The organism is Rhizobium herbae (assembly GCF_017873135.1).
Lineage (GTDB): Bacteria > Pseudomonadota > Alphaproteobacteria > Rhizobiales > Rhizobiaceae > Pararhizobium > Pararhizobium herbae.
Genome location: NZ_JAGGJV010000005.1, coordinates 367,522 through 388,993, shown reverse-complemented (window position 1 = coordinate 388,993; position 21,472 = coordinate 367,522). Strand labels below are relative to the sequence as shown.

Below are 21,472 nucleotides of genomic sequence, written 5' to 3'. Positions count from 1 at the left end.
CGAGCCCGATGGAAATATCGGCCGCAGCGACAGCATGTCCATCCCTTTCCTAGCCGACCTGGACGAACAGGGGCACGAGGCGGGCAACCAGCGGCCGCACAATCAGGACGCAGACGAAAGCCGCCGGCATGGCGAGGCTGTAGGCCTTGAGCACATCGGACATGTAGCCGGCGGTGATGCCGTCCGATGCGGCAACGATGACGCAGCACATCAGGAAGGCCATGATCAGGGCCATCAGGAATGCGAAGACGACCGGAGCGGTGCGCTTGGGCAATTTGCGGCTGCGCGCCCCGGCAATATCGGGAGCAACTATCTGGGTCATGAATTTCTCCATTCTCGGACTGCCGGAAATCGGCAGGTTTCCTTGTGTTGCAGCGATATCTAGCTGCCCCGTCGAAGCATCGGTAGAGGCTTGCGGCTTCATAGAGCTTGAAGCTAAACTATCGAATGAACCGCGCTATTCGGGTGAGAATGTTATGGATACTTTGCGAGGCATCGAGAGCTTCATCCGCAGCGTCGAGGAAGGCAGCATCGCAGCCGCCGCCCGCAAGCTCGGCATCACCCCGGCCGCCGCCAGCCAGAACATCGCCCGGCTGGAGCGGGTGCTTGGCACACGGCTCCTGCAGCGCACCACGCGCAAGCTCGGCACGACGGAAAGCGGGCAGGTCTATTTCGACCGGGTACGCCATGTGGTGCACGACCTCGAGCTTGCCGCCACCGCCGTTTCCTCGCTGCAGGATACGCCGCGCGGACCTCTGAAAATCGCAGCCTCCGTCGCCTTCGGGCGACATGTCGTGGCGCCGCTCATACCGGCCTTTGCCACCCGCTATCCGGAGGTCGATATCGAACTGGTGATCACCGACCGTGTGATCGACCATATCGCCGAGGGGATCGATGTCAGCGTGCGGTTTGCCGATCAGCTCGAACCTTCGCTGGTGGCACGCAAGCTCGCCACCGTGCCGATGGTGATCTGCGCCTCGCCGGACTATATCGCCCGCAGGGGCCGCCCTGCCCGGCCGGAGGACCTCATCCATCACGACTGCCTGATCTATCGGTTCGCCGCCCATGGACGCCTGTTTCGCTGGACTTTCTCACGCGACGGGCTGCTGTTCGAGCCGGAGGTGCATGCGCGCATCGTCAGCAACGATATCGATACGCTGGCGGAAATGGCGCTGGCCGGAGCCGGCATCGCCCGCCTCGGCGCCTTCCTCGTCGATCCGCTCATCAGGCAAGGTCTTCTCGTCCCGCTGTTCGGCCCGCCCTCGGGACCCGACACGGCTGTCACCGGGCATGCGCCCTTCGATTTCTACGCCTGCTATCTGGATCGCCACGCGGAAACGCCAAAGATCCGCGCCTTGATCGATCACATGGTGCAAAGCCTGAAAGGACGCTGGAGCGGCGCCTGAGCCCGCCGGGACAAGACAAACGCGGATGCGCACAATCGGCCTCCCGCGCCTTTCCGCTTGATCGCCGCGGCATGGCTCTCTATCTCATGGTCTCCCGCCACATCGACCCCGGAGACATCCTTGTCCATTTTCAAGAACCTGCCGCCCGCTCCCGTCGCCCCGAAGAAGCCGGTGACCGACACACGCCACGGCATTACCCGGACGGACGACTATGCCTGGCTGCGCGCCGACAACTGGCAAGCGATGTTCAAGGATCCAACGATCCTCGATCCGGAAATCCGCACGCATCTGGAAGCCGAGAACGCCTACATGAAGGCGGCGATGGCGGACACGGATGGTCTGCAGAAGACGCTGTTTGCCGAGATGAAAGGCCGCATCAAGGAAGACGACAGCTCGGTCCCGGTCAAGGACGGCCCGTTCGCCTATGGCACCTTCTACGTGACGGGCGGCGAGCAGCCGCGCTTTTTCCGCACGCCGCGTGACGGCGGCGAGCGCACGCTGCTTCTCGACGGCGACAAGGAAGCCGACGGCAAGGCCTATTTCCGGTTGGGTGGCGTCGATCATTCGACCGATCACAGCCGTGGGCTGTGGAGCTATGACGACAAGGGTTCGGAATATTACACGCTGCGTGTCCGCGATCTCGCCACCGGCGAGGACATGGCCGACATCATCGAAAACACCGGCGGTGGCGGCGCCTGGGCGCCGGATGGCAAGAGCTTCTTCTACACCGTGCTCGACGACAACCACCGGCCGTCGAAGATCTTCCACCACATCATCGGCACGCCGCAGGCCGACGACCGGCTGGTCTACGAGGAAGAGGACCCGGGCTTCTTCATGGGTGTCGGCGGCTCGATGCTCGACGATTTCATCTACATCGACATTCACGACCACGAGACCAGCGAATACTGGCTGCTGCCGACCTCCGACCTGACGGGCAAGCCGCAGCTGGTATCGGCGCGCGAAACGGGGCTGGAATACTCCCTGACCGAAGGCGGCGATGTGTTCTACATCCTGACAAACGCCGACGGCGCCAAGGATTTCAAGATCATGCAGACGCCGGTTGACAAGCCGTCACGGGAAAACTGGACAGACGTCGTGCCGCACACGCCGGGCCGGCTGATCATCAGCCACATGGCCTTTGCCCGCCACCTCGTCTGGCTGGAGCGGGAAAACGGCCTGCCGCAGATCAAGATCCGCGACCGCCGCAGCGGCGAAGAGCATTCGATCGCCTTTGCCGAGGAGGCCTATTCGCTCGGGCTTTCGGGGGCCGGCGAATACGACACCGACGTCATCCGCTTCTCCTATTCCTCGATGACGACGCCGAGCCAGCTCTACGACTACAATATGGTGACGCGCGAGCGCACGCTCTTGAAGACGCAGGAAGTGCCGTCCGGCCATAATATCGACGACTACGTGACGCGCCGCGTCATGGCGCCCGCCTGGGATGGCGCCGAGGTGCCGGTGACCTTGCTTTATCGCAAGGACACCCCGCTCGACGGCTCGGCGCCCTGCCTGCTCTACGGCTACGGCGCCTATGGCATCAGCATTCCGGCAAGCTTCAACACCAACTGCCTGTCGCTCGCCGACCGCGGCTTCGTCTATGCCATCGCCCATATCCGCGGCGGCAAGGACAAGGGTTTTGCGTGGTACGAAGACGGGAAGATGGAGAAGAAGGCCAATACCTTCAAGGACTTCATCGCGGCGGCCGACTATCTGAATCAACAGAAGTTCACATCCTACGCGAACATCATCGCCGAAGGCGGATCGGCCGGCGGCATGCTGATGGGGGCGATCGCCAACATGGCGCCGGAGAAGTTCAAGGGCGTCATCGCCGCCGTGCCCTTCGTCGACGTGCTCAACACCATGCTCGACGACACGCTGCCGCTGACGCCGCCGGAATGGCCGGAATGGGGCAACCCGATTGACTCAAGGGAAGCCTACGAGCGAATGGCCGCCTACTCCCCCTACGACAACGTTTCGGAAAAGCCCTATCCGGCGATCCTGGCGCTCGGCGGTCTCACCGACCCGCGCGTCACCTATTGGGAACCGGCCAAATGGGTCGCCAAGCTGCGCGAAAAGACCACCGGCAACGAGCCGATCCTGATGAAGACCAACATGGACGCCGGCCACGGCGGCGCCTCCGGCCGCTTCCAGCGGCTCGAGGAGATCGCGTTCGAGTATGCGTTTGCGATCAAGGTGGCGGGGAAGATGTAGGAGTGGGGGCAGACCCGACGCTTTATGGGGACGGAACTTTTGAATTCGGAGAATGGGTAACCCCGTTCTCCGGATCGGATGTCCTTGTCGTCGAGGTCGGTTACGCGCCGGACAGGCTCCTGCCTGACGCAGCCCGGCAAGTTCGTCCGCTGTCTCTCTTCAAGGATGGTGGGCAATATGCTTTGACGATCCGTCTGTGTGACGCGTATTGCGACATTGTCTACAGGGTTTGTTTCGAGTCCGTCGCAGCGTTCCGGGTCATGGACGAAATCGGCCTCATGCAATTGTGGCACAAGACCAGGGAACTGGGTAGCAGACCGGCCAGAACCAGCTTTCGCGTCCGCAACCATCTCTGGTGCGAGGAGAGCCCGATGGCCTTCTTCCAAACGGACGGCTGGGTTTATGTCATTGCCACGGCGAACGACTGCGTCGAGATCGTCTCCTCAAGTATTCCCGACATCATCATCGAGACGGTGGGCTGAGCCTACCATCTGCAAGCCCCGCACACGTCCCACGCCTTAATTCTCCCTGCAACCGTGCAGGGAGAATCGGCATGAAAATCGGCGACAGCATCAGCAACTATTATCGCGCGCAAAGCAGCGGCCAAACCTCCGGCGCAGCGTCCGCCAGCCTCTCACTCGATGCCGACAGCGGCAGCCAGCGCACGCAGGCGCCGACCGTCTCCATCAGCGGATCGGGATCCTCCGCGTCGCTGTCTTCGGCGCTGTGGCTGTCGATGGCCGACAAGCTGGAAAGCGACACCGGCGCGATCAGCGAAGCGCCGAAGGAAAGCAGCGCGGCCGACGAATTCATGGAATGGTCTGATATGTCGCTGGCCGAGAAGATCCGGGCGCAGCTTCTCGCCGACAAGGACCTGACGGAAGAGGACTTGCAGGCCATGGACGCCGACGCGCGCGCCGCCATCGAGGCGGAAATCAAGGAAGCGATCAAGCGGCAGCTGGAAATCCCGGAGAACGGCGGCACGGCGCAGGCCGAGACTGCTGGAGCTGAGTTAAAGGCGTGAGGGCTTTTTGTTTGATTGAATGTCCGTTTGGGCAATTGCGTCAACACGCTTAGCGCGGCCTATGCGGCGGTCGCAACGCCCTTGCCGCAGATCGATTGCGCCCTTACCTTGTAGGCATGACATCACCTGCCCGCGAAAAACCGGCTCACGCCGCCGCCATCCCTTTCGATAACAGCTACGCCCGGCTGCCGGCGCATTTTCATGCGAGCGCCGATCCGACCCCCGTTTCCGAGCCCTGGCTGATCACGTTCAACCGTCCGCTGGCCGACGAGCTTGGGCTGGATGCCGATGCGCTGGAGCGCGAGGGCGCGGCGATCTTTTCCGGCAACACTGTTCCAGAGGGCGCGCAGCCGCTGGGCATGGCCTATGCGGGCCATCAGTTCGGCCAGTTCGTGCCGCTGCTTGGCGACGGGCGGGCGATCCTGCTCGGCGAGGTGATCGACAGGAACGGCAAGCGCCGCGATATCCAGCTGAAGGGGGCCGGCAAGACGCCCTATTCGCGGCGCGGCGACGGACGGGCGGCGCTCGGCCCGGTGCTGCGCGAATATATCGTCAGCGAGGCGATGTTTGCGCTCGGCATTCCGGCGACGCGGGCGCTGGCGGCTGTCGTCACCGGCGATCCGGTCTACCGCGAGCATGTGCTGCCCGGCGGCGTCATCACGCGGGTGGCCGCCAGCCATATCCGCGTCGGCACGTTCCAGTTCCTGGCGGCCCGCGGCGATACCGAAGGTCTGAAGACACTGGCCGACTATGTCATCGACCGGCATTATCCGGAAATCAAGGACGGCGAACGCCCCTATCTGGAATTGTTGAAGGCCGTGGTCGAGCGGCAGGCTTCGCTGATCGCGCGCTGGCTTTGCGTCGGCTTCATCCATGGCGTGATGAACACCGACAATTGCGCGGTGTCCGGCGAAACCATCGATTTCGGCCCCTGCGCCTTCCTCGATGCCTATGATCCGGCCAAGGTGTTTTCCTCGATCGATCGCGGCGGACGCTATGCCTATGGCAGCCAGCCGGCGATCGGCCAGTGGAACATGGCGCGGCTGGCCGAAACGCTGCTGCCGCTCATCTGCCCCGAACCGTCGGAGGCCGTCAATCTCGCCAATGACGCGATCGCCGGTTACGGGCCGCAATTCCAGAATCATTGGCTCGCCGGCATGAAGGCCAAGATCGGGCTTTACGCCGAAGAAGACGGCGACCTCGATCTCGTTCAGGGTCTGTTGACCGCCATGCACCGCAACGAAGCCGATTTCACCCTGACGTTTCGCAGGCTTTGCGATGCGGCTGAAAACGATGCGAACGATGGGCCGCTTCGCGAACTCTTCGCCGATCCCACCGATATCGATGCCTGGCTCTTGGCCTGGCGGGAGCGCACCGGCCGCGAAACCCTTTCGGATGCGCAGACGGCGGCCGCGATGCGCACCGTCAATCCGGCCTTCATCCCGCGCAACCACCGCATCGAGCAGGCGATCCGCGCCGCCGAGGACGACGGCGATTTCTCGCTGTTCGAGGCACTGCTCGAGGTGCTGGCAAAGCCCTACGAGGACCAGCCGGCGTTCGCGCCCCTGGCCGAGCCGCCGCTTCCCGACGAGCGGGTGCTGCGGACGTTTTGCGGGACCTGAAGAAACGGCGATCTCGACGATACCGCCGTCAGACTGCTGACAAACCTATTTTTTGCCACATACGATGACTGTCAACCGTGTGAAAGGCGCTCCCCATCCTCCGTCTTCCCTGTGCTCGTCACAGGGATCCAGCCGCTCAAGTCTTTGGGCGAAAGGAGTCCTTTGACCCTACGGACGTCGGGTCGCTGTATCCCCGCCACAAGGGCGGGGAGGACGGAGAGTGCGGTGCCACATGGGTCACCAAGACGTTCCGGGGGTTGTCAGCAGTCTGGTGGCGGTATCGGCGATACCGCTTTCGACCTTATTGCCAATCACCGCTGCCGTCCGCCGCTGCACAGCCATAGGGCGGCAGGCGCTCGGCGAAATTCGACTTCAGCTGCGCGCAGCCCCATTGGCGCAGCGGCTCCGGCATGCGGCTGTTCAGCTCGATGCCGACTTCGTCCAGCGGATCGCTGGTATTGGTGACATAGAGCAGCCAGCGCCCGCCGATAACGGCGATGACGGCGGCGACGGAGACCAGCAGGACAGTCAGCAATTTCTTCATTTCCGGCCTCGTTGTGATTCAGTGTGCCGATCGATTATCCTATTTCGGCGCCCGGCCGAAATCCTTTCGCAGTTGGGCCCTGGCCCGCTTCGCTATAAACGCCTGCCTGCCATGCATAATTTCGATAGCTGTGCCGAAATGTGGCCATTGAAAGGCAGGGACGTTGCGTTATGTTCCATCCCGTTGCGCGCGGTGATTGAACCCGTTTCCTGCCGCCGTGCACCCGACAGAGGCCCACCGCGCGGAGAAACCATCCGGCGCGATGGCCAGCCTGCAAACCGGAATGCCTTTCCCTGAGGCCTTGGACCCCAGTGCCGCAGCGCCGGAAGCGAGACCGCTCGTGGCGCGCGGCTTTCCACAACGGGAGATACTTCATGTTGATTTTCTTGACGGCCGCCGTCTTCGCATTGATCGGGCTGGCGCTCGGCGGCGGCGGGCTTTGGCTCATCGTGCTTGGCGGCAGCTGGTACTATCTGTTTGCCGGCATCGGCTTTCTCGTCACCGCGTTCCTTTTGTTTGCGCGACGCGGTGCGGCGCTGACGGTCTATGCGCTTGTCATTCTCGGCACGCTCGGCTGGGCGATCTGGGAGGTCGGCTTCGACTGGTGGCAGCTCGGCCCCCGAGGCGGCGTCATCATCCTGCTCGGCCTATTTCTGCTCCTGCCGGCCATCCGCCGCGGCCTCGGCTTTACCAGCCCGACCGGTCAGGTCTATACGGCCAGCGCCCTGCCGCTTTCTCTCGCGGTCCTCGCCTCGATCGTCGTGGCCGGATATTCGATGACCCAGGATCCGCTCGATCTGGCCGGCCAGCTGCCGGTCGGCACGACGGCCGCGGCCCCCGACCTCGGCGGCAATGTGCCTGACGGAGACTGGCACCAGTATGGCCGCACGCCCTATGGCCAGCGCTATTCGCCGCTCGCCCAGATCACGCCCGAAAATGTCGGCACGCTGGAGGTCGCCTGGCAATACCAGACCGGCGACGTGAAGAAGCCGGATGACGTCGGCGAGACCACCTACCAGGTGACGCCACTGAAGGTGAAGGACACGCTCTATCTCTGCACGCCGCACAACTGGGCAATCGCTCTGGATGCCGCCACCGGCAAGGAAAAGTGGAAATACGATTCCAATTCCGGCATGAACCCGGACCGGCAGCACCAGACCTGCCGCGGCGTCAGCTATTATGCCGATCCAGCTGCCGTTGCCGGCGCCCCTTGCGCTGAACGCGTCTACCTGCCGACCTCGGACGCCCGCCTGATCGCGCTCGACGCGGCCAACGGCCAGGTTTGCACCAACTTCGCCGACAAGGGCACGCTGCATCTTGAAACCGGCATGAAATACAATCCGGCCGGCTATTACTACTCGACATCGCCACCGGTGATCGCGGCGGGCAAGATCATTGTCGGCGGTGCCGTCAACGACAACTACTCGACGCAGGAACAGTCCGGCGTCATCCGCGCCTTCGACGTCAATACCGGCGCGCTGGTGTGGAATTGGGACTCAGGCAATCCGGACGTGACGACGCCGCTGCCGGAAGGCCAGACCTACACGACCAATTCGCCGAACAGCTGGTCCGTTTCCAGCGTCGACGAGAAACTCGGGCTGGTCTACATTCCGCTCGGCAACCAGGTGCCCGACCAGCTCGGCATCGGCCGCAGCGAAAATGTCGAGAAATACTCTTCCTCGATCGTCGCGCTCGACCTTTCCACCGGCGCCGTGCGCTGGGTGCGCCAGACCGTGCATCACGATCTCTGGGACATGGACGTTCCGGCCCAGCCGGTGCTGCTCGACATCACCAGCAAGGACGGCCAGCCGGTTCCAGCGCTCGTCGGGCCGACCAAGCAGGGAGATCTCTACGTGCTTGACCGCAGGACCGGCGAGCCGATCATCCCGATCAAGGAAATCCCTGCCCCGACCGGCGCAATCCCCGAGGATTTCACCGCGCCGACGCAGCCGATCTCCGACCTCACCTTCTCGCCGCCGCCGCTGACGGACAAGAACATGTGGGGCGTGACGATGTTCGACCAGCTCGCCTGCCGGATCGACTTCAAGCGGCTGAAATATGAAGGCCGCTATACGCCGCCGTCGCTGGAAGGCAGCCTGATCTATCCCGGCAATTTCGGCACCTTCAACTGGGGCTCCGTTGCCGTCGATCCGGAGCGGCAGGTGATGTTCGGCATGCCGACCTATCTGGCCTTCACCTCCAGGCTCGTGCCGCGCGACCAGATCCCGGCCAAGGGGCAGGACGAGAAGGGTTCCGAACAGGGGCTCAACCGCAATGACGGCGCTCCTTACGGCGTCTTCATGGGCCCCTTCCTCGGCCCCCTCGGCATTCCCTGCCAGGCGCCGCCATGGGGCTATGTCGCAGGTGTGGATCTGAAGACCGGTGCCACCGCCTACAAGCACAGGAACGGCACCGTCCACGACATGACGCCGCTGCCCCTGCCCTTCAAGGTCGGCGTGCCCGGCATCGGCGGGCCGATGATCACCAAGGGCGGCGTCGCCTTCCTCGGAGCGGCGGTCGACAACTATCTGCGTGCCTACGACCTGACCACGGGCAAGGTACTCTGGGAAGGTCGGCTGCCCGCCGGTGGCCAGTCGACGCCGATGAGCTATGCGACGGATGACGGCAAGCAGTTCGTCCTGATCGTTGCCGGTGGCCATGGTTCCGTCGGCACCAAGCCGGGGGATTACGTGATCGCCTATACGCTGCCGAAATAACGCTGCGGCAATGGCGACAAAGGTCCGGCGGGGCGACCGGCCGGACCATGATCGCATGCGAAACAGGACGGTTGAAGCCACTCACACCATGCGTTGTGGGTGGCTTTCTTTATTGGCGTTCCAGTGATGGACATTATTTTGCGACAGCCGTTTCCTCCGTTTTCAACCGCAAAGCCGCGATATGGCGGTGGTTGACATATCTTCCGGTACGCCTTTAGAGTCCGGCTTGCGTCTCTCCAAAACGACACGGGGGTGATGCATAGCCATAGCCATCAACGGGTAGAGGTTCCAATGCGCCGACTCATTTCTCACGAAAATCACATTCGAAATTCTGAGAAATCGAGGAACCATGCGCACTTTGAATCTGGGCATCCTGGCCCATGTGGATGCAGGAAAGACTAGCCTTACAGAACGACTGCTGTTTGACGCCGGCGTCATCGAAAAGCTCGGCAGCGTCGATACCGGCAGCACGCAGACGGACAGTCTCGAACTCGAACGGCAACGCGGCATCACGATCAGGGCCGCCGTCGTGTCTTTCACGATCGGCGATACGGTCGTCAATCTCATCGATACGCCCGGTCACCCCGACTTCATCGCCGAAGTCGAACGGGTGCTGGGATTGCTGGACGCGGCGGTGGTCGTTGTTTCGGCGGTCGAGGGCGTGCAGGCCCAGACGCGGGTGCTGGTGCGGGCGTTGCAACGTCTTGCCGTTCCCTTCGTCTTCTTCATCAACAAGGTCGATCGTCTCGGCGCGCGATATGACGCGGTGCTGGAGGCCATTGGCAACCAACTGCCGGTTCGCCCCATTGCCATGTCGGCCGTTAACGATGCCGGCAGCAAGCTTGCGCAGGTGGAGGCACTCGATCCGGGACGCGAACCGCTTTTTGCAGCCTTGTGTGAAACACTGGCGGAAAACGACGAGGCTCTGCTGGACGATTATGTCCTCTCACCCGATCGCCTGACCACCGAAAGGCTTCGACGTCCCTTGGCCGATCAGATCGCCAGGGGCCTGGTGCATCCGGCATTTGCAGGAGCCGCGACCACCGGCGTCGGCGTGCCTGCCCTGACAGCGGCCATAACGACGCTCATGCCCCGCCGCCGCCTCGACCCGGATGGCCCGGTTGCCGGGACAATCTTCAAGATCGAACGCGGATGGGGCGGCGACAAGCTGTCCTATCTGTACCTGACTTCAGGTACCATCCAGCTCCGGCAATATCTGGACTTGCCGAAAGGCCCGGCAAGGGTAACCGGGATCCAGGTTTTCGAGGCTGGCCGGGTTCACAGTGCTACAGCCTTGCGCGCCGGGCAGATCGCGCGCGTCAGCGGCCTCAGCCACGCCCGGATCGGGGATGTCGTGGGCACCGATTCAGGCTCGGGCGGCAGGTCCCACTTTGCCCCGCCCACCCTTGAAACCCGCGTCCTTTCCCGTCGCCCCTCCGACGATGCGGCGCTCTGGCTGGCACTGAACCAGTTGGCCGAACAGGACCCCCTGATCAATCTGCGCAGGAACGAGGACGCCAGCGACGTCTTCGTGTCGCTCTATGGCGAGGTACAGAAAGAGGTCATCCAATCGACCTTGCTGACGGACTTCGATCTTGAGGCGACCTTCGAGGAGAGTACGGTCATCTGCGTGGAAAGGCTCGCCGGGACCGGGACCGGCCTTCAAACCATTTTCAGGGAGCCTAACCCATTTCTCGCGACGGTCGGACTGCGCGTCGAACCGCGACCGGAAGGCACGGGCAACAGCTTCGCCCTGGAAGTGGATACCGGCCAGATGCCCGCAAGCTTTTATCGGGCAGTCGAGGAAACCGTCTTCGAAACGCTGAAGCAAGGTTTTTTCGGCTGGCAGGTCATCGATTGCCATGTGGCGATGATCGCCGCCGGGCAAACGTCTCCGGCGAGTACGGCGGCCGATTTCCGGCAGTTGACACCCCTGGTATTGGCAACCGCTCTATCGGCCGCCCAAACCGTCATCTGCGAGCCCATCGACCGCCTTTACCTCGAAGCGCCCGCAGAGGCAGTGAACGGCTTGCTTACCCTGCTTGCGAAATCCGGCGTCTCGACGACGAATTCGGTGATTTCCGGTGGCGTGGTCAGGCTGGAAGGTACCGTCGCATCTGCGATGATCCAGGGCATCCAGCAGCAACTGCCGGGGCTGACGAGCGGCATGGCGACGATGGAAGCGTCCTTCGATCATTATGCGCCCATGCATGGCCCGCAGCGTTTTCGCCCGCGCTCGGGTGCCGATCCGTTCAATCAAACCGAATATCTGCTGCGCATGCGTCGAAACCTCGCCGGACTTAGTCCGGCGAGAGGTTAGCAGCGAAATCGGGAAAGGCCGGCGGTGTAACCTGCCGGCCGCCCGGCGGATGTTCCCTTCGCATCTATGGCTTGGCGTCAATCATTTTGATGAACAAGTCGAGCGCAGACTCCATTGCCTCAGGAGCCGGCCTTTCGACGTGCCATTCCTTGAAATGGCCGTCGATCCACATGCGCGCAACGCCATAGATGAAGGCGCGCGACGAGAAGACCAGATCGGCAGGCACGATGCCCGGTCGCAGTCGTCCTTCGCGCTGCGCCCGGGCGATCAGATCGACCATGACGATACGGATTGCCTCGTTTTCCTCAACCAGGCGGGGCGATGCGTGAAAGTCGATCAATGACCTTGAGCTGATAACCTGGAAATGGGTGGGATTGGAGAGCGCCCAGGCCAGATAACCACGCCCGATCGCGCGCAGGGCTTCGATGGGATCGGCATCGCCGGCCTTGCTCATTTCAGCGCGAACCGCGGCGGTCAGCCTCCCCATCGCCTGTTCCGCGACGGCCGTCAGAAGCGCGGTCTTGCTGCTGAAATGCCGGAACGGAGCACCGGGCGACACGCCCGATCGCTTGGCGACCTCGCGCACCGACAGGGCATCAACACCCTTCTCCTCGATCAGCGCGATCGCCGCCTCAAGAAGGACTTCGGTGAGATTGCCATGATGATAGCCGGCGCGAGCCGTTTGGGATTCGGATGTCATGATCCCGTGATAGCAGAACGCCCGCCGAATGTAATCACTGATTAAATTCCCTTGACCTTCCCAAGATAGCAATGTAATCACTGATTACACAAAGGAGATGCCGATGCTCACAAACCGAATCTCGCTCGTCAATGGCTGGCGCCTGACCGCTCTCATCTCAACCGCTCTGCTCGCGGCGGCAGCGGCAGCCGCCCTTATGGCTCCGGCACCCGTGGAGGGCGCACGGTCAGTCATCCGACTGACCGCCTGGACATCGGCTGTTCTCTTCCTGCTTGCGTTTACGGCTTCGTCGCTGCGGCTGCTGGCGCCATCCGCCGCCACGCGGTGGCTCAGGGAAAACCGGCGCTATATCGGCGTGTCTTTCGCGGCATCGCATTTTATCCATGCCGGAGCGATTATTGCGCTCTCCCGGCTCGATTATCTGGTGTTCATGCAACTCACCAATATCGTTGCCTTCGTTGCCGGCGGGCTGGCTTATCTCTTCATCGTCTTGATGACACTGACATCGTTCGACAGAACGGCCGCGCTTGTCGGTCCCCGGACCTGGGGCTGGCTGCACACTGTGGGAGCCTGGTACATATGGATGTCCTTCGCGCTCAATTTCGGGAAACGGATCGTCATCAGCCCTATTTACTGGCTGCCGGTGGGCGTCGTCGTGCTGGCTCTGCTCATTCGGCTCGCCGCGTGGCGGCGAAAGACTGCCGTCATCCAGCAGACGGCTTGAGCGCTGCCTCACGCGAAAATCCGGAACCCCGCTCCCGTTGCGCCTATGCCGCAAGCGGCGTCACCTCGTCCGATTCAGTCTAAAGCGTGCGGGCAGGGTTTCGATGCCAGCGCATGTCTGCCCGCGCCTGGCACGCCGACGCGGATCGGTTTCGAAGCCGGCATGACAACGCTGCGGCGGCGAGGCGCGGAAACCGGCCGCACGGGCTCCTCATTGAGGTTCTGAAAGTGCGGGAGCCTGCTGGCCGGGTCCGTCATTGATCCAGGCCAGGGTCTCCGTCAAGATCTCCTCCGACAAGACGGGATCAACCATCACCCGCGCCAGAATCGTTGCCCCGACCATCGCGGACCAGCTTCCGATCGCCCGGCGCCGCCGGTCGGCCTCGGTCGCCTCGGGAAACTTCTCACTCATCCAGTCCAGTTGTACTCGCACGCCATCCGTGACCGCCGCACGGGCCTCCGGCGCCTGGCGCAGCGTGTCGGCGGCAAGCCCGGAGATCGGACAACCACCCGCCCTGTTGTCGCGGTGGCGCGGTGACAGATACTCCTCCAGGTATGCGGGAAGCGAAAGTGTCGCGCCGTTGCGTTCGCCCACCGCGTGAGCGAGCGCCTGCACGATGAGGTCATCCTTCGAGCTGAAATGACCGTAGAAGCCGCCATGCGTCAGTCCCAAAGCCTTCATGATCTCTGCGACGCCGACGGCCTCAAACCCCTTTTCCCGAAACAACCGGCTTGCGGCCTCCAGGATTCTCCGGCGGTTTTCGGCCATCTGTTCGCGGCTGACCTTCATTTCAGATTTCTCCATCCTTGCCATTGACTTTTTCATGATGGCGATCATCTTTAGCTCGCAATCATTATCGCTATCATGAATATAGCGCTTATTCGAAAGAGAGCAAGAGAATGACTGAAACTTCAACCGTCCTCATCACCGGTGCTTCCGCAGGTATCGGCGCTGCATATGCAGAACGTTTTGCCCGACGCGGGCATGATCTCGTCCTGGTCGCCCGCAACAAGGCAAGACTGGAGGTTCTCTCGGAACAGCTCCGCAAGGAACATGGCGTTTCCGTCGATGTCCTGCAGGCCGATGTCACGAACGCCGATGATCTTGCAGCTGTGGAAACGCGTCTGCGCGACGATGATCGCATCGGGATCCTGGTCAACAATGCCGGTGCGAGCCTGGCAGGGACATTTGTCGATCAGGCTGCCAGTGATATCACCCAGCTTATCGCGCTCAATGCAACGGCTGTTGCCCGCCTCGCCGGTGCCGTCGCGCCACGGTTCATCAAGGCGGGCTCCGGCGCGATCATCAACGTCTCCTCGGTCGTCGGGCTTGCCCCGGAATTCGGAATGTCGGTCTACGGCGCCACCAAGGCGTTTGTGACGTTCCTCTCACAGGGTCTTAGCCTCGAACTCGGTCCCAAGGGGATCTACGTACAGGCAGTGCTACCGGCGGCGACCCGGACGGAGCTCTGGGAGCTTGTCGGTATCGACGTCAACACGCTCCCGGCTGTGATGGAAGTGGGCGAACTCGTGGACGCAGCCTTGGCAGGCTTCGACAAGCGCGAGCCGGTCACCATCCCGCCGCTGCACGATGCGGCCCAATGGGATGCCTATCAGACCGCACGCCAGGCGATGATCCCGGGCTTTGCGCAGGTCCACGCGGCAGAACGTTATCGCTCGGCCTCGTAACGCCTCTCGTAGAACGCGCCGTCACCGACATGGGCCGTGCCGCAAAGGCCGGCCTGTGCCGGGTTCCGGCGCGAAACTCCGAGACACGACAGAGAACCCTGAAATCCGGACGAAAGAAACCAAATGACTGACAACGCACTTTTTGAACCCTACACCTTCGGGAGCCTGACGCTGGCGAACCGAATCGTCATGGCGCCTTTGACCCGCAACAGAGCCGGCTCCGGATTCGTACCCCGCGAACTCGCGGTGGAGTACTATTCCCAGCGCGCCGCCGCGGGCTTGATCATAACGGAAGGCGCACAGATTTCGCAGCAAGGGCAAGGCTATCAGGATACGCCGGGTATCTATACGCAAGCCCAGATCGACGGTTGGCGAAAAGTGACCGACGCAGTGCATTCCAGAGGCGGGCACATCTTTTTGCAGCTCTGGCATGTAGGACGTGTGTCGCATGTGGACCTGCAGCCGAACGGGCAAGCGCCGGTCGCACCCTCCGCCATCAAGCCGGAGACCAAAGTCTTCGTCAACAATGCGTTCGTCGATGTCTCCGAACCTCGCGCGCTCGAACATGACGAAATCCAGGGCATTATCGCAGATTTTCGTCGCGGCGCCGCCAACGCGATTGCTGCAGGCTTCGATGGTGTCGAAGTCCATGGTGCCAACGGCTATCTGCTGGAACAGTTTGCCAAGGACGGTTCGAACACACGCTCCGACGCCTATGGCGGCTCGATTGAAAATCGTGCGCGGATGATACTCGAGGTCGCGGCCGCCGTGGCTTTAGAGGTTGGAGCCGAGCGTACGGGTGTCCGGATTTCACCGGTCAACAGTATCACCTCGACCGATCCGCAGGCGCAATTCAACTACATCGCCGAGAAACTCGGCCAGATGGGTATCGCCTACCTTCATGTCGTCGAAGGCGGACGAGGCGGACCGCATGAGGCTGCTGCCTTCAATTACGCAGAGCTGAAGGCCAAATTCGCAAATACCTACATTGCCAACGGCGGCTACAACCGGGAACTGGCGACGTCGCGCTTGGCGAACGGCGAGGCTGATCTCTTTTCGTTTGGCCGGCCATTCATTGCCAATCCGGATCTCGTGGAGAGGCTGAAGACCGCGGCTCCTCTGACGGAGGTGAACCCGGCGACCCTCTACGGCGGCGGTGCCGAAGGCTATACCGACTATCCATTCTTCGTGGTCTCGAACCACGGCTGACAAATCGGCCGCGCCGTTGCGCGGCCTTTGCAACACCTTCAATGAATGGGAGGCGCCGTCAGCGAGCGCCTTCCAGGCTCTCGTCGCGCCTATGCCGCAAGCGGCGTCACCTCGACCGTCAGGTGCGACAGGCCGGAAAGCGCTGCCAACTTTTCTTTGTAGAAGGCCGGCGGATGCGGGCTGCTGGTGGCAATGGCGACGATCGCCGCATTGTGGCCCGGGCCGACCTGCCAGACATGCAGGTCGGTGATCGTTTCACCCTGCGTTTCGATCCGCTGGCGGATTTCCGCTTGCAGGCCGGTGACGGCATCGGTGGCGTCGATGAGGATCAGGCCGGTCTGGCGGATCAGCCCCCATGACCAATGGGCGATGACCAGCGCGCCGACAATGCCCATCAACGGGTCAAGCCACAGCCAGCCGTAGATGCTGGCCGCCACAAGGGCGACAATGGCCAGCACCGACGTCAGCGCGTCCGCCATCACATGCAGATAGGCGGAGCGCAGATTGTTGTCGGCGCCGCGTGACTGAACCGCGTGGTCGTGATGGCTGTGGCTTCCGTGATCGTGATCATGGTTTCCATGATCGTGATGATCGTGTCCGCTGGCATGGTGACCATGGTGGGAATGACCAGCGTGCGAATGCCCGTGATGCTGGTGATCATCCCTGAGCAGGAAGGCGGAGATGAGATTGACGGCAAGACCGGCCACCGCCACGGCAATGGCCTGCGAGAAGCTGATCGCGACCGGATTGGCCAGCCGCAGCAGGCTTTCCCAGCCGATCAGCATGGCGATCAAGGCCAGCACGATGGCGCTGGCAAAGCCTGCGAGATCGCCCAGCTTGCCGGTGCCGAAGGTGAAACGCGGATTGCTGGCCTGTCGCCTTGCATAGAGATAGGCAAGCGCCGTGATCAGCATGGCGCCAGCATGGGTGGACATGTGCCAGCCATCGGCGACCAGCGCTATTGATCCGTAGAGGTGGCCGGCACCGATTTCGGCGACCATCATCGTTGCCGTCAGCGCGATGACCAGCCAGACGCGGCGCTCGTTGCGCTGATGACCGGCGCCGAGAAAGACATGATTATGACCCAGTTTTTCTGTTGCCAGTGGCATTGGCCGATCCTTTGCGGTTCAATTCCCGTCGTTCAACGCACATAGGTCCGCAGCACGGCGGACAGTTCATCGACGGCCCGTAAACGGTCCGCGTCGCTTTCCGCCAGAAGCACGTGTTCGCGCAGATGATCCTCCATCACCTCCCCCGTCAGCCCGTTCAGCGCACCACGAATGGACGCGAGCAGTTGCAGGATATCGCCGCAGGGCGTTTCCACCTCCAGCGCCCGCTCGACGGCTTCAAGCTGGCCTTTCAGGCGGCGCACGCGCGCCAACAGTTTCGTCTTCTCGCGAACGGTGTGGGACATGGTCATCTCGCTAATACTATAGGGGGGTATAGTATCCTTTGCGGAATGCGGCAAGACGGCACCGGCCCGCGGGCCTGCGTGCGGATCAGGCCGGACCGCTGAAACAGCACAGCCGGCGGCGGTACGGGACCGGCGCCGGCTGTGTCTGGCGTTCATGATGGCATCGAAGAAGCGGAGGCCTTACGCCATCGCGGCGATCAGTTTGCCGACCTCGGCAAAGACCGGTTCGTATTTCTTGGTCGGCCCCTCCGCCTCGGCGATATAAACCGACGCCAGGATGGTGTGGTCCGCGCGCGGCCGCATGAAGCCGATGTCGCCCGCTTCGCCATGGCCGCTGGTGCCGGTCTTTTCGCCGACCGTCCAGCCCTTGGGAAGCCCTGCCCTCAGCCGCTTTCCGCCCGTTGTGTTGGCCACCAGCCAGGCGGTGAACTGATCACGCGATGCCGGTGACAGCACATCCTCGAGCATCAGCTTGCCGAGCGTCCGCGTCATTGCCGCGGGCGTCGTCGTGTCGCGCGGATCGCCGATCTTCGCCTCGTTGAGCTCCGGCTCCGTCCGGTCGAGACGAGTGGCCTCGTCGCCGATCGCGCGCAGCCAGGCCGTCAGTCTTGGCGGCCCCCCGAAGCTTGCCAGCAGCAGGTTGGCGGCCGCATTGTCGCTGTAGGTGACGGCCGCATCGCAGAGTTCGCGCACCGTCATGCCCTTGCCGACATGCTGTTCCACGACGGGCGAATAGAACAGGAGGTCTGCCTTCGAGACGGGGACAAGCCGGTCAAGCTTTTCCGCCCCCTTGTCGACGCGGGCCAGCACGAAGGCTGCCGCCAGCGCCTTGAAGGTCGAGCACATGGCGAAGCGTTCGTCCTGCCGGCGACCGAAGGAGACATTGGTCTTCGTATCGACAACGAAGACGCCGAGGCGTCCGCCGGTGCGCTTTTCCAGCGCCGCAAGCTGTTTGTCGATGTCGTTTTCGGCGGAAAAGGCGGTTCCAGCGCTGAAGCCGACTGCGGGCAGAAGCAGGCTTGATCCGATGATGAAAGACCTGCGATTGAGTGTGAACGGCATGCGACGAGTTCTCCCGAGGTGAATCCAAAAGCGCCGGCAAGCCATTGATCGGAATTATCAATATTGGATATTCCTGAACGTCATCGGCCGTCGCCGGCGACCATCCCTAGGCATCGATTGTGGCCGGTCTTGGCCGGAAAAACGGCGTTCACGGATCTTGTTTCGACCATAAAAATTAACAGGCATGGAATTTCCGATTGACAAAATCCGGGAAAAGGAGAGATTGCCCGCCATGATCAGAACCGCGAACATCGCCCGTTGGTATTTTACGCTGCTCCCATAGGTGCGGCTGTCTGATCTCGTTCAAACAAGCCGCCATCAGGCGGCTTTTGTTTTTGGACGGCACCTGATGGCGGGAAAGCCATAAGGAGCCTCGACATGCTGCAGACGACCACCCCGACACCGCTTCTCCATCCCGCCACGCGCGCACCGATGGTGACCATCCGCACCGCCAAGCAGCGCGACCTGCCGGCCTTGCGCGAGATGATCGCCGAGCTTGCCGCCCATCACGGCGATGCCGCCGCAGTCACCCCGGAAAACCTCGAGCGCGACCTGTTCGGCCGCATGCCCTGGATTACAGCACTTGTGGCCGAAGCCGCGGGCGAACTGATCGGCTACGCCATTCTCGTGCCGCTCTACCGCGCCCAGCAGGGGGCGCGCGGCATGGAACTGCACCACCTCTACGTCCGCCCCGGCCATCGCGGCACCGGCATCGGCCGGCATCTTGTCGCCAAGGCACGCGAACAGGCCCGCATGGCCGGCGCCACCTATCTCTCGGTCAGCGCTGCCACCGGCAATTTCCAGGCGCACCGCTTCTACGAATCGGAAAACTTCACCCCCGGCCCGGTGACCGGCATGCGGTATCTGCAGACGCTGGCGTGAGGGGCGGATTTCGAGACTCCACGGCGATGGGCGCGTCTGAGAGGATGCGCCATGCCATCACAATAGGGATGGCTCAAAGGCCAGTTCGGACCGCTTCCGACGCGGCTCCCTTGGCACGATTAGGACACGGCTTACGATCGATCTCATTGAAAGACGATAGGCAAGTTCCGCTTTTCGCTCAATTTGGTCAATGCGAGCAAGCGTTCCAGCAAAGGTTCGCCGTCCACGTCAAAAAAGCAGTCATAAAGGTTGGCAGGCATTAGCCCAAACATCTTGGCTATCTTCGGCTTCCACTCCCCATCGAGGGGCTGTGCAGGCAACTGTCGAAATCGCTCGCTGATCGCCAACAACTCGATTTCAAGCCGAATCGCCTCGTTGGGTGTCCATTGACCATCGCAGTCGGAATGATTGATCAATGTTGGACATCTCGAGCCAGCTAGTCCTGCTTCAACAAGGTTGACCACGGCATCACGGAATACAGCAAAGTCGGAATATGCTCCTACCTCAACCCCGTCCAGCTCTTCATCACCATCAAAAATTGCTAAATATAGCCCCATCAGTTCTTCGACATTTTTATATGACGATGATGCTCATTAATCAGCGCTTTCAGATCGTAGCGCACCTCACAAGCTCTGGGAACGTCCAATATGAGCTTTCTGTTTTCTTGGATGGCTCGGAAAAGAAGAAGCCGTATCTGGTATGTTGCTCGCAACTCTGAAACATTTTTGATCAGATACATACTGTCGCTTGTTTCAGCATCGGGTCGCGCTCCTCTGGCGACATACCGTTTTGTCGTTCTAAATTCCAAAACACGCTCCTGCCCGAAAATATTCTTAGCATATCAGCTACTGCACTCTGTTGCAAAACAGACACCATCAGTAAAGCCAATATGTTTCCAGAAAAATCATCTTGGCGTCGCAAGCGATTCCAATTGCGTCACCTTTCAGTAGCCTGCGACTCCTTCGCCGGCACCGCCTTCAAATACGCCGCGATCGCCTCGCGGTCGCTGGCCGGCAGTTTGGCCATGTTCTGCTGAACCTCGACCATCGAGCCGCCGGCAGAATCGAAATCGGGCGTGAAACCGGTTTCGAGGTAGTTGGCGATATCGCTTTCGCTCCAGCCGCCAATGCTTTTCGAGCCCGGTGTGATGTTGGGAATACGGCCCTCGCCTTCCGGATTGGGGGCGCCTGCCAGCCACTCAGCCGTCTCGAAACCGCCAAGCGCATTGCGCGGCGTGTGGCACTCGCCGCAATGACCGGGACCTTCGACGAGATACTGGCCGCGAGCGATCTTCGGGTTGCTGGTGTCGACCGTGACGCGCGGCTTGTCGGTGAAGAACAGCAGCTTCCAGCCGCCAAGCGAGAGGCGGATATTGAACGGGAACGGCAGATCATGCGGGGCTGCGACATTGGCGCTCTTCGGCAGGGTTTTCAGGAAGCCCCAGAGATCGTTGATATCCTTCGGCGTCAGCCTGGCATAGGAGCCGTAGGGGAAGGACGGATAAAGGTGTTCACCCTTTTTGCCAACGCCGCGCGTCATCGCATCGCCGAACTCGGCGAGCGTCCAGCCGCCGATGCCCGCGGTGTCATCCGGGGAGATATTCGGGACATGGAACGTGCCGAACGGGCTTTTCAGCGGCAAGCCGCCGGTCAAGACGAGCTTGGCATCGCCTTCGGATTTCGGCGCCGCATGACAGCTGGTGCAGCCGCCCGCCCAGAATACCTGCTCGCCATTGGCGATATCGGGCTCGCCGAGCCCATCCCAATGGCTGGCCGGCCAAGGTTCGGGCTTGGTCAGGAACCAGGCGGTGCCACCCGCCACGACGCCGAACAGGACCACCGCCGACACCAGTTTCCGCACGCGTGCGCCCATCGCCATCTCCTCTTGTCCAACATACGGGATCAGGCGCGCCGGCAAAATGCCCGCACGCCTGATCGGATTTTTGG

General features: G+C 62.0%; 20 protein-coding genes. 11 read left to right on the top strand and 9 right to left on the bottom strand.

Annotation, left to right across the window (positions count from 1 at the left end):
• Window positions 1–49: 49 nt before the first annotated feature.
• Window positions 50–322: a DUF2798 domain-containing protein gene (locus J2Z75_RS15970; RefSeq protein WP_209853747.1), complete on the bottom strand. Its 273-nt coding sequence runs from the start codon at window positions 320–322 to the stop codon at window positions 50–52.
• 154 nt (window positions 323–476) lie between these two features.
• On the opposite strand from J2Z75_RS15970, the gene J2Z75_RS15965 reads away from it, so the two are divergent.
• The 5 genes from J2Z75_RS15965 to J2Z75_RS15945 all read left to right on the top strand — a co-directional run bounded on the left by J2Z75_RS15965 (window position 477) and on the right by J2Z75_RS15945 (window position 6,266).
• Window positions 477–1,406, top strand: a complete 930-nt coding sequence (locus J2Z75_RS15965) for a LysR family transcriptional regulator (protein ID WP_209853746.1) — start codon at window positions 477–479, stop codon at window positions 1,404–1,406.
• A 120-nt stretch (window positions 1,407–1,526) separates the two neighbouring features.
• On the top strand, window positions 1,527–3,620 hold the full coding sequence (locus J2Z75_RS15960) for a S9 family peptidase (protein WP_209853745.1): 2,094 nt from the start codon (window positions 1,527–1,529) through the stop codon (window positions 3,618–3,620).
• A gap of 2 nt (window positions 3,621–3,622) precedes the next feature.
• Window positions 3,623–4,102 (top strand): hypothetical protein, encoded by a 480-nt coding sequence (locus J2Z75_RS15955; RefSeq protein ID WP_209853744.1) that lies wholly within the window; start codon window positions 3,623–3,625, stop codon window positions 4,100–4,102.
• 71 nt (window positions 4,103–4,173) lie between these two features.
• Window positions 4,174–4,644, top strand: a complete 471-nt coding sequence (locus tag J2Z75_RS15950; RefSeq protein WP_209853743.1) for a hypothetical protein — start codon at window positions 4,174–4,176, stop codon at window positions 4,642–4,644.
• 116 nt (window positions 4,645–4,760) lie between these two features.
• Entirely contained in the window at window positions 4,761–6,266 is a 1,506-nt protein-coding gene (locus J2Z75_RS15945; protein ID WP_209853742.1) for a protein adenylyltransferase SelO, read from the top strand.
• A 301-nt stretch (window positions 6,267–6,567) separates the two neighbouring features.
• Here the strand turns inward: J2Z75_RS15945 and J2Z75_RS15940 are convergent, their stop codons facing one another.
• Window positions 6,568–6,810, bottom strand: coding sequence for a hypothetical protein (locus J2Z75_RS15940; RefSeq protein WP_209853741.1), 243 nt, complete (start codon window positions 6,808–6,810; stop codon window positions 6,568–6,570).
• A 374-nt stretch (window positions 6,811–7,184) separates the two neighbouring features.
• On the opposite strand from J2Z75_RS15940, the gene J2Z75_RS15935 reads away from it, so the two are divergent.
• Both J2Z75_RS15935 and J2Z75_RS15930 read left to right on the top strand, forming a co-directional pair.
• The gene (locus J2Z75_RS15935; RefSeq protein ID WP_209853740.1) at window positions 7,185–9,527 is read left to right on the top strand and encodes a glucose/quinate/shikimate family membrane-bound PQQ-dependent dehydrogenase; all 2,343 of its coding nucleotides are present in this window, start codon (window positions 7,185–7,187) and stop codon (window positions 9,525–9,527) included.
• Between the two features lie 349 nt (window positions 9,528–9,876).
• Window positions 9,877–11,847, top strand: a complete 1,971-nt coding sequence (locus J2Z75_RS15930; protein WP_209853739.1) for an elongation factor G — start codon at window positions 9,877–9,879, stop codon at window positions 11,845–11,847.
• Window positions 11,848–11,911: 64 nt separating this feature from the next.
• Here the strand turns inward: J2Z75_RS15930 and J2Z75_RS15925 are convergent, their stop codons facing one another.
• The gene (locus J2Z75_RS15925; RefSeq protein WP_209853738.1) at window positions 11,912–12,547 is read right to left on the bottom strand and encodes a TetR/AcrR family transcriptional regulator; all 636 of its coding nucleotides are present in this window, start codon (window positions 12,545–12,547) and stop codon (window positions 11,912–11,914) included.
• A 103-nt stretch (window positions 12,548–12,650) separates the two neighbouring features.
• Here J2Z75_RS15925 and J2Z75_RS15920 point away from each other — a divergent pair, with 103 nt between their 5' ends.
• Window positions 12,651–13,271: a hypothetical protein gene (locus J2Z75_RS15920; protein WP_209853737.1), complete on the top strand. Its 621-nt coding sequence runs from the start codon at window positions 12,651–12,653 to the stop codon at window positions 13,269–13,271.
• Window positions 13,272–13,481: 210 nt separating this feature from the next.
• Here J2Z75_RS15920 and J2Z75_RS15915 read toward each other — a convergent pair whose 3' ends face one another.
• Window positions 13,482–14,060, bottom strand: a complete 579-nt coding sequence (locus J2Z75_RS15915) for a TetR/AcrR family transcriptional regulator (RefSeq protein ID WP_209853884.1) — start codon at window positions 14,058–14,060, stop codon at window positions 13,482–13,484.
• Between the two features lie 110 nt (window positions 14,061–14,170).
• On the opposite strand from J2Z75_RS15915, the gene J2Z75_RS15910 reads away from it, so the two are divergent.
• The gene (locus J2Z75_RS15910; RefSeq protein ID WP_209853736.1) at window positions 14,171–14,959 is read left to right on the top strand and encodes an SDR family NAD(P)-dependent oxidoreductase; all 789 of its coding nucleotides are present in this window, start codon (window positions 14,171–14,173) and stop codon (window positions 14,957–14,959) included.
• A gap of 123 nt (window positions 14,960–15,082) precedes the next feature.
• A complete protein-coding gene (locus J2Z75_RS15905; RefSeq protein WP_209853735.1) occupies window positions 15,083–16,168 on the top strand; it encodes an alkene reductase in 1,086 nt (361 codons plus the stop codon).
• Between the two features lie 89 nt (window positions 16,169–16,257).
• Here the strand turns inward: J2Z75_RS15905 and dmeF are convergent, their stop codons facing one another.
• The 3 genes from dmeF to bla all read right to left on the bottom strand — a co-directional run bounded on the left by dmeF (window position 16,258) and on the right by bla (window position 18,644).
• A complete protein-coding gene (gene dmeF / locus J2Z75_RS15900; protein ID WP_209853734.1) occupies window positions 16,258–17,277 on the bottom strand; it encodes a CDF family Co(II)/Ni(II) efflux transporter DmeF in 1,020 nt (339 codons plus the stop codon).
• A gap of 32 nt (window positions 17,278–17,309) precedes the next feature.
• Complete coding sequence (gene dmeR, locus J2Z75_RS15895) at window positions 17,310–17,582, bottom strand: Ni(II)/Co(II)-sensing transcriptional repressor DmeR (protein ID WP_209853733.1); 273 nt, start codon at window positions 17,580–17,582, stop codon at window positions 17,310–17,312.
• 180 nt (window positions 17,583–17,762) lie between these two features.
• Window positions 17,763–18,644: a class A beta-lactamase gene (gene bla / locus J2Z75_RS15890; RefSeq protein ID WP_209853732.1), complete on the bottom strand. Its 882-nt coding sequence runs from the start codon at window positions 18,642–18,644 to the stop codon at window positions 17,763–17,765.
• 378 nt (window positions 18,645–19,022) lie between these two features.
• Here bla and J2Z75_RS15885 point away from each other — a divergent pair, with 378 nt between their 5' ends.
• Window positions 19,023–19,526, top strand: a complete 504-nt coding sequence (locus J2Z75_RS15885; RefSeq protein WP_209853731.1) for a GNAT family N-acetyltransferase — start codon at window positions 19,023–19,025, stop codon at window positions 19,524–19,526.
• A gap of 143 nt (window positions 19,527–19,669) precedes the next feature.
• Here J2Z75_RS15885 and J2Z75_RS15880 read toward each other — a convergent pair whose 3' ends face one another.
• Entirely contained in the window at window positions 19,670–20,083 is a 414-nt protein-coding gene (locus J2Z75_RS15880) for an Imm70 family immunity protein (RefSeq protein ID WP_209853730.1), read from the bottom strand.
• A 379-nt stretch (window positions 20,084–20,462) separates the two neighbouring features.
• Window positions 20,463–21,398: a c-type cytochrome gene (locus J2Z75_RS15875; protein ID WP_209853729.1), complete on the bottom strand. Its 936-nt coding sequence runs from the start codon at window positions 21,396–21,398 to the stop codon at window positions 20,463–20,465.
• Window positions 21,399–21,472 lie beyond the last annotated feature (74 nt).

What these genes read in the sequence shown, in the direction of transcription:
- J2Z75_RS15950 (WP_209853743.1), top strand. Translation starts at nt 4,174, where the DNA reads ATGAAAATCGGCGACAGCATCAGCAACTATTATCGCGCGCAAAGCAGC.
- J2Z75_RS15940 (WP_209853741.1), bottom strand. Translation starts at nt 6,810, where the DNA reads ATGAAGAAATTGCTGACTGTCCTGCTGGTCTCCGTCGCCGCCGTCATC.
- J2Z75_RS15915 (WP_209853884.1), bottom strand. Translation starts at nt 14,060, where the DNA reads ATGAAGGTCAGCCGCGAACAGATGGCCGAAAACCGCCGGAGAATCCTG.
- J2Z75_RS15875 (WP_209853729.1), bottom strand. Translation starts at nt 21,398, where the DNA reads ATGGGCGCACGCGTGCGGAAACTGGTGTCGGCGGTGGTCCTGTTCGGC.
- J2Z75_RS15885 (WP_209853731.1), top strand. Translation starts at nt 19,023, where the DNA reads ATGCTGCAGACGACCACCCCGACACCGCTTCTCCATCCCGCCACGCGC.
- J2Z75_RS15920 (WP_209853737.1), top strand. Translation starts at nt 12,651, where the DNA reads ATGCTCACAAACCGAATCTCGCTCGTCAATGGCTGGCGCCTGACCGCT.
- J2Z75_RS15910 (WP_209853736.1), top strand. Translation starts at nt 14,171, where the DNA reads ATGACTGAAACTTCAACCGTCCTCATCACCGGTGCTTCCGCAGGTATC.
- J2Z75_RS15945 (WP_209853742.1), top strand. Translation starts at nt 4,761, where the DNA reads ATGACATCACCTGCCCGCGAAAAACCGGCTCACGCCGCCGCCATCCCT.
- J2Z75_RS15965 (WP_209853746.1), top strand. Translation starts at nt 477, where the DNA reads ATGGATACTTTGCGAGGCATCGAGAGCTTCATCCGCAGCGTCGAGGAA.
- bla (WP_209853732.1), bottom strand. Translation starts at nt 18,644, where the DNA reads ATGCCGTTCACACTCAATCGCAGGTCTTTCATCATCGGATCAAGCCTG.
- J2Z75_RS15930 (WP_209853739.1), top strand. Translation starts at nt 9,877, where the DNA reads ATGCGCACTTTGAATCTGGGCATCCTGGCCCATGTGGATGCAGGAAAG.
- J2Z75_RS15905 (WP_209853735.1), top strand. Translation starts at nt 15,083, where the DNA reads ATGACTGACAACGCACTTTTTGAACCCTACACCTTCGGGAGCCTGACG.
- dmeF (WP_209853734.1), bottom strand. Translation starts at nt 17,277, where the DNA reads ATGCCACTGGCAACAGAAAAACTGGGTCATAATCATGTCTTTCTCGGC.
- J2Z75_RS15880 (WP_209853730.1), bottom strand. Translation starts at nt 20,083, where the DNA reads ATGGGGCTATATTTAGCAATTTTTGATGGTGATGAAGAGCTGGACGGG.
- dmeR (WP_209853733.1), bottom strand. Translation starts at nt 17,582, where the DNA reads ATGTCCCACACCGTTCGCGAGAAGACGAAACTGTTGGCGCGCGTGCGC.
- J2Z75_RS15925 (WP_209853738.1), bottom strand. Translation starts at nt 12,547, where the DNA reads ATGACATCCGAATCCCAAACGGCTCGCGCCGGCTATCATCATGGCAAT.
- J2Z75_RS15935 (WP_209853740.1), top strand. Translation starts at nt 7,185, where the DNA reads ATGTTGATTTTCTTGACGGCCGCCGTCTTCGCATTGATCGGGCTGGCG.
- J2Z75_RS15970 (WP_209853747.1), bottom strand. Translation starts at nt 322, where the DNA reads ATGACCCAGATAGTTGCTCCCGATATTGCCGGGGCGCGCAGCCGCAAA.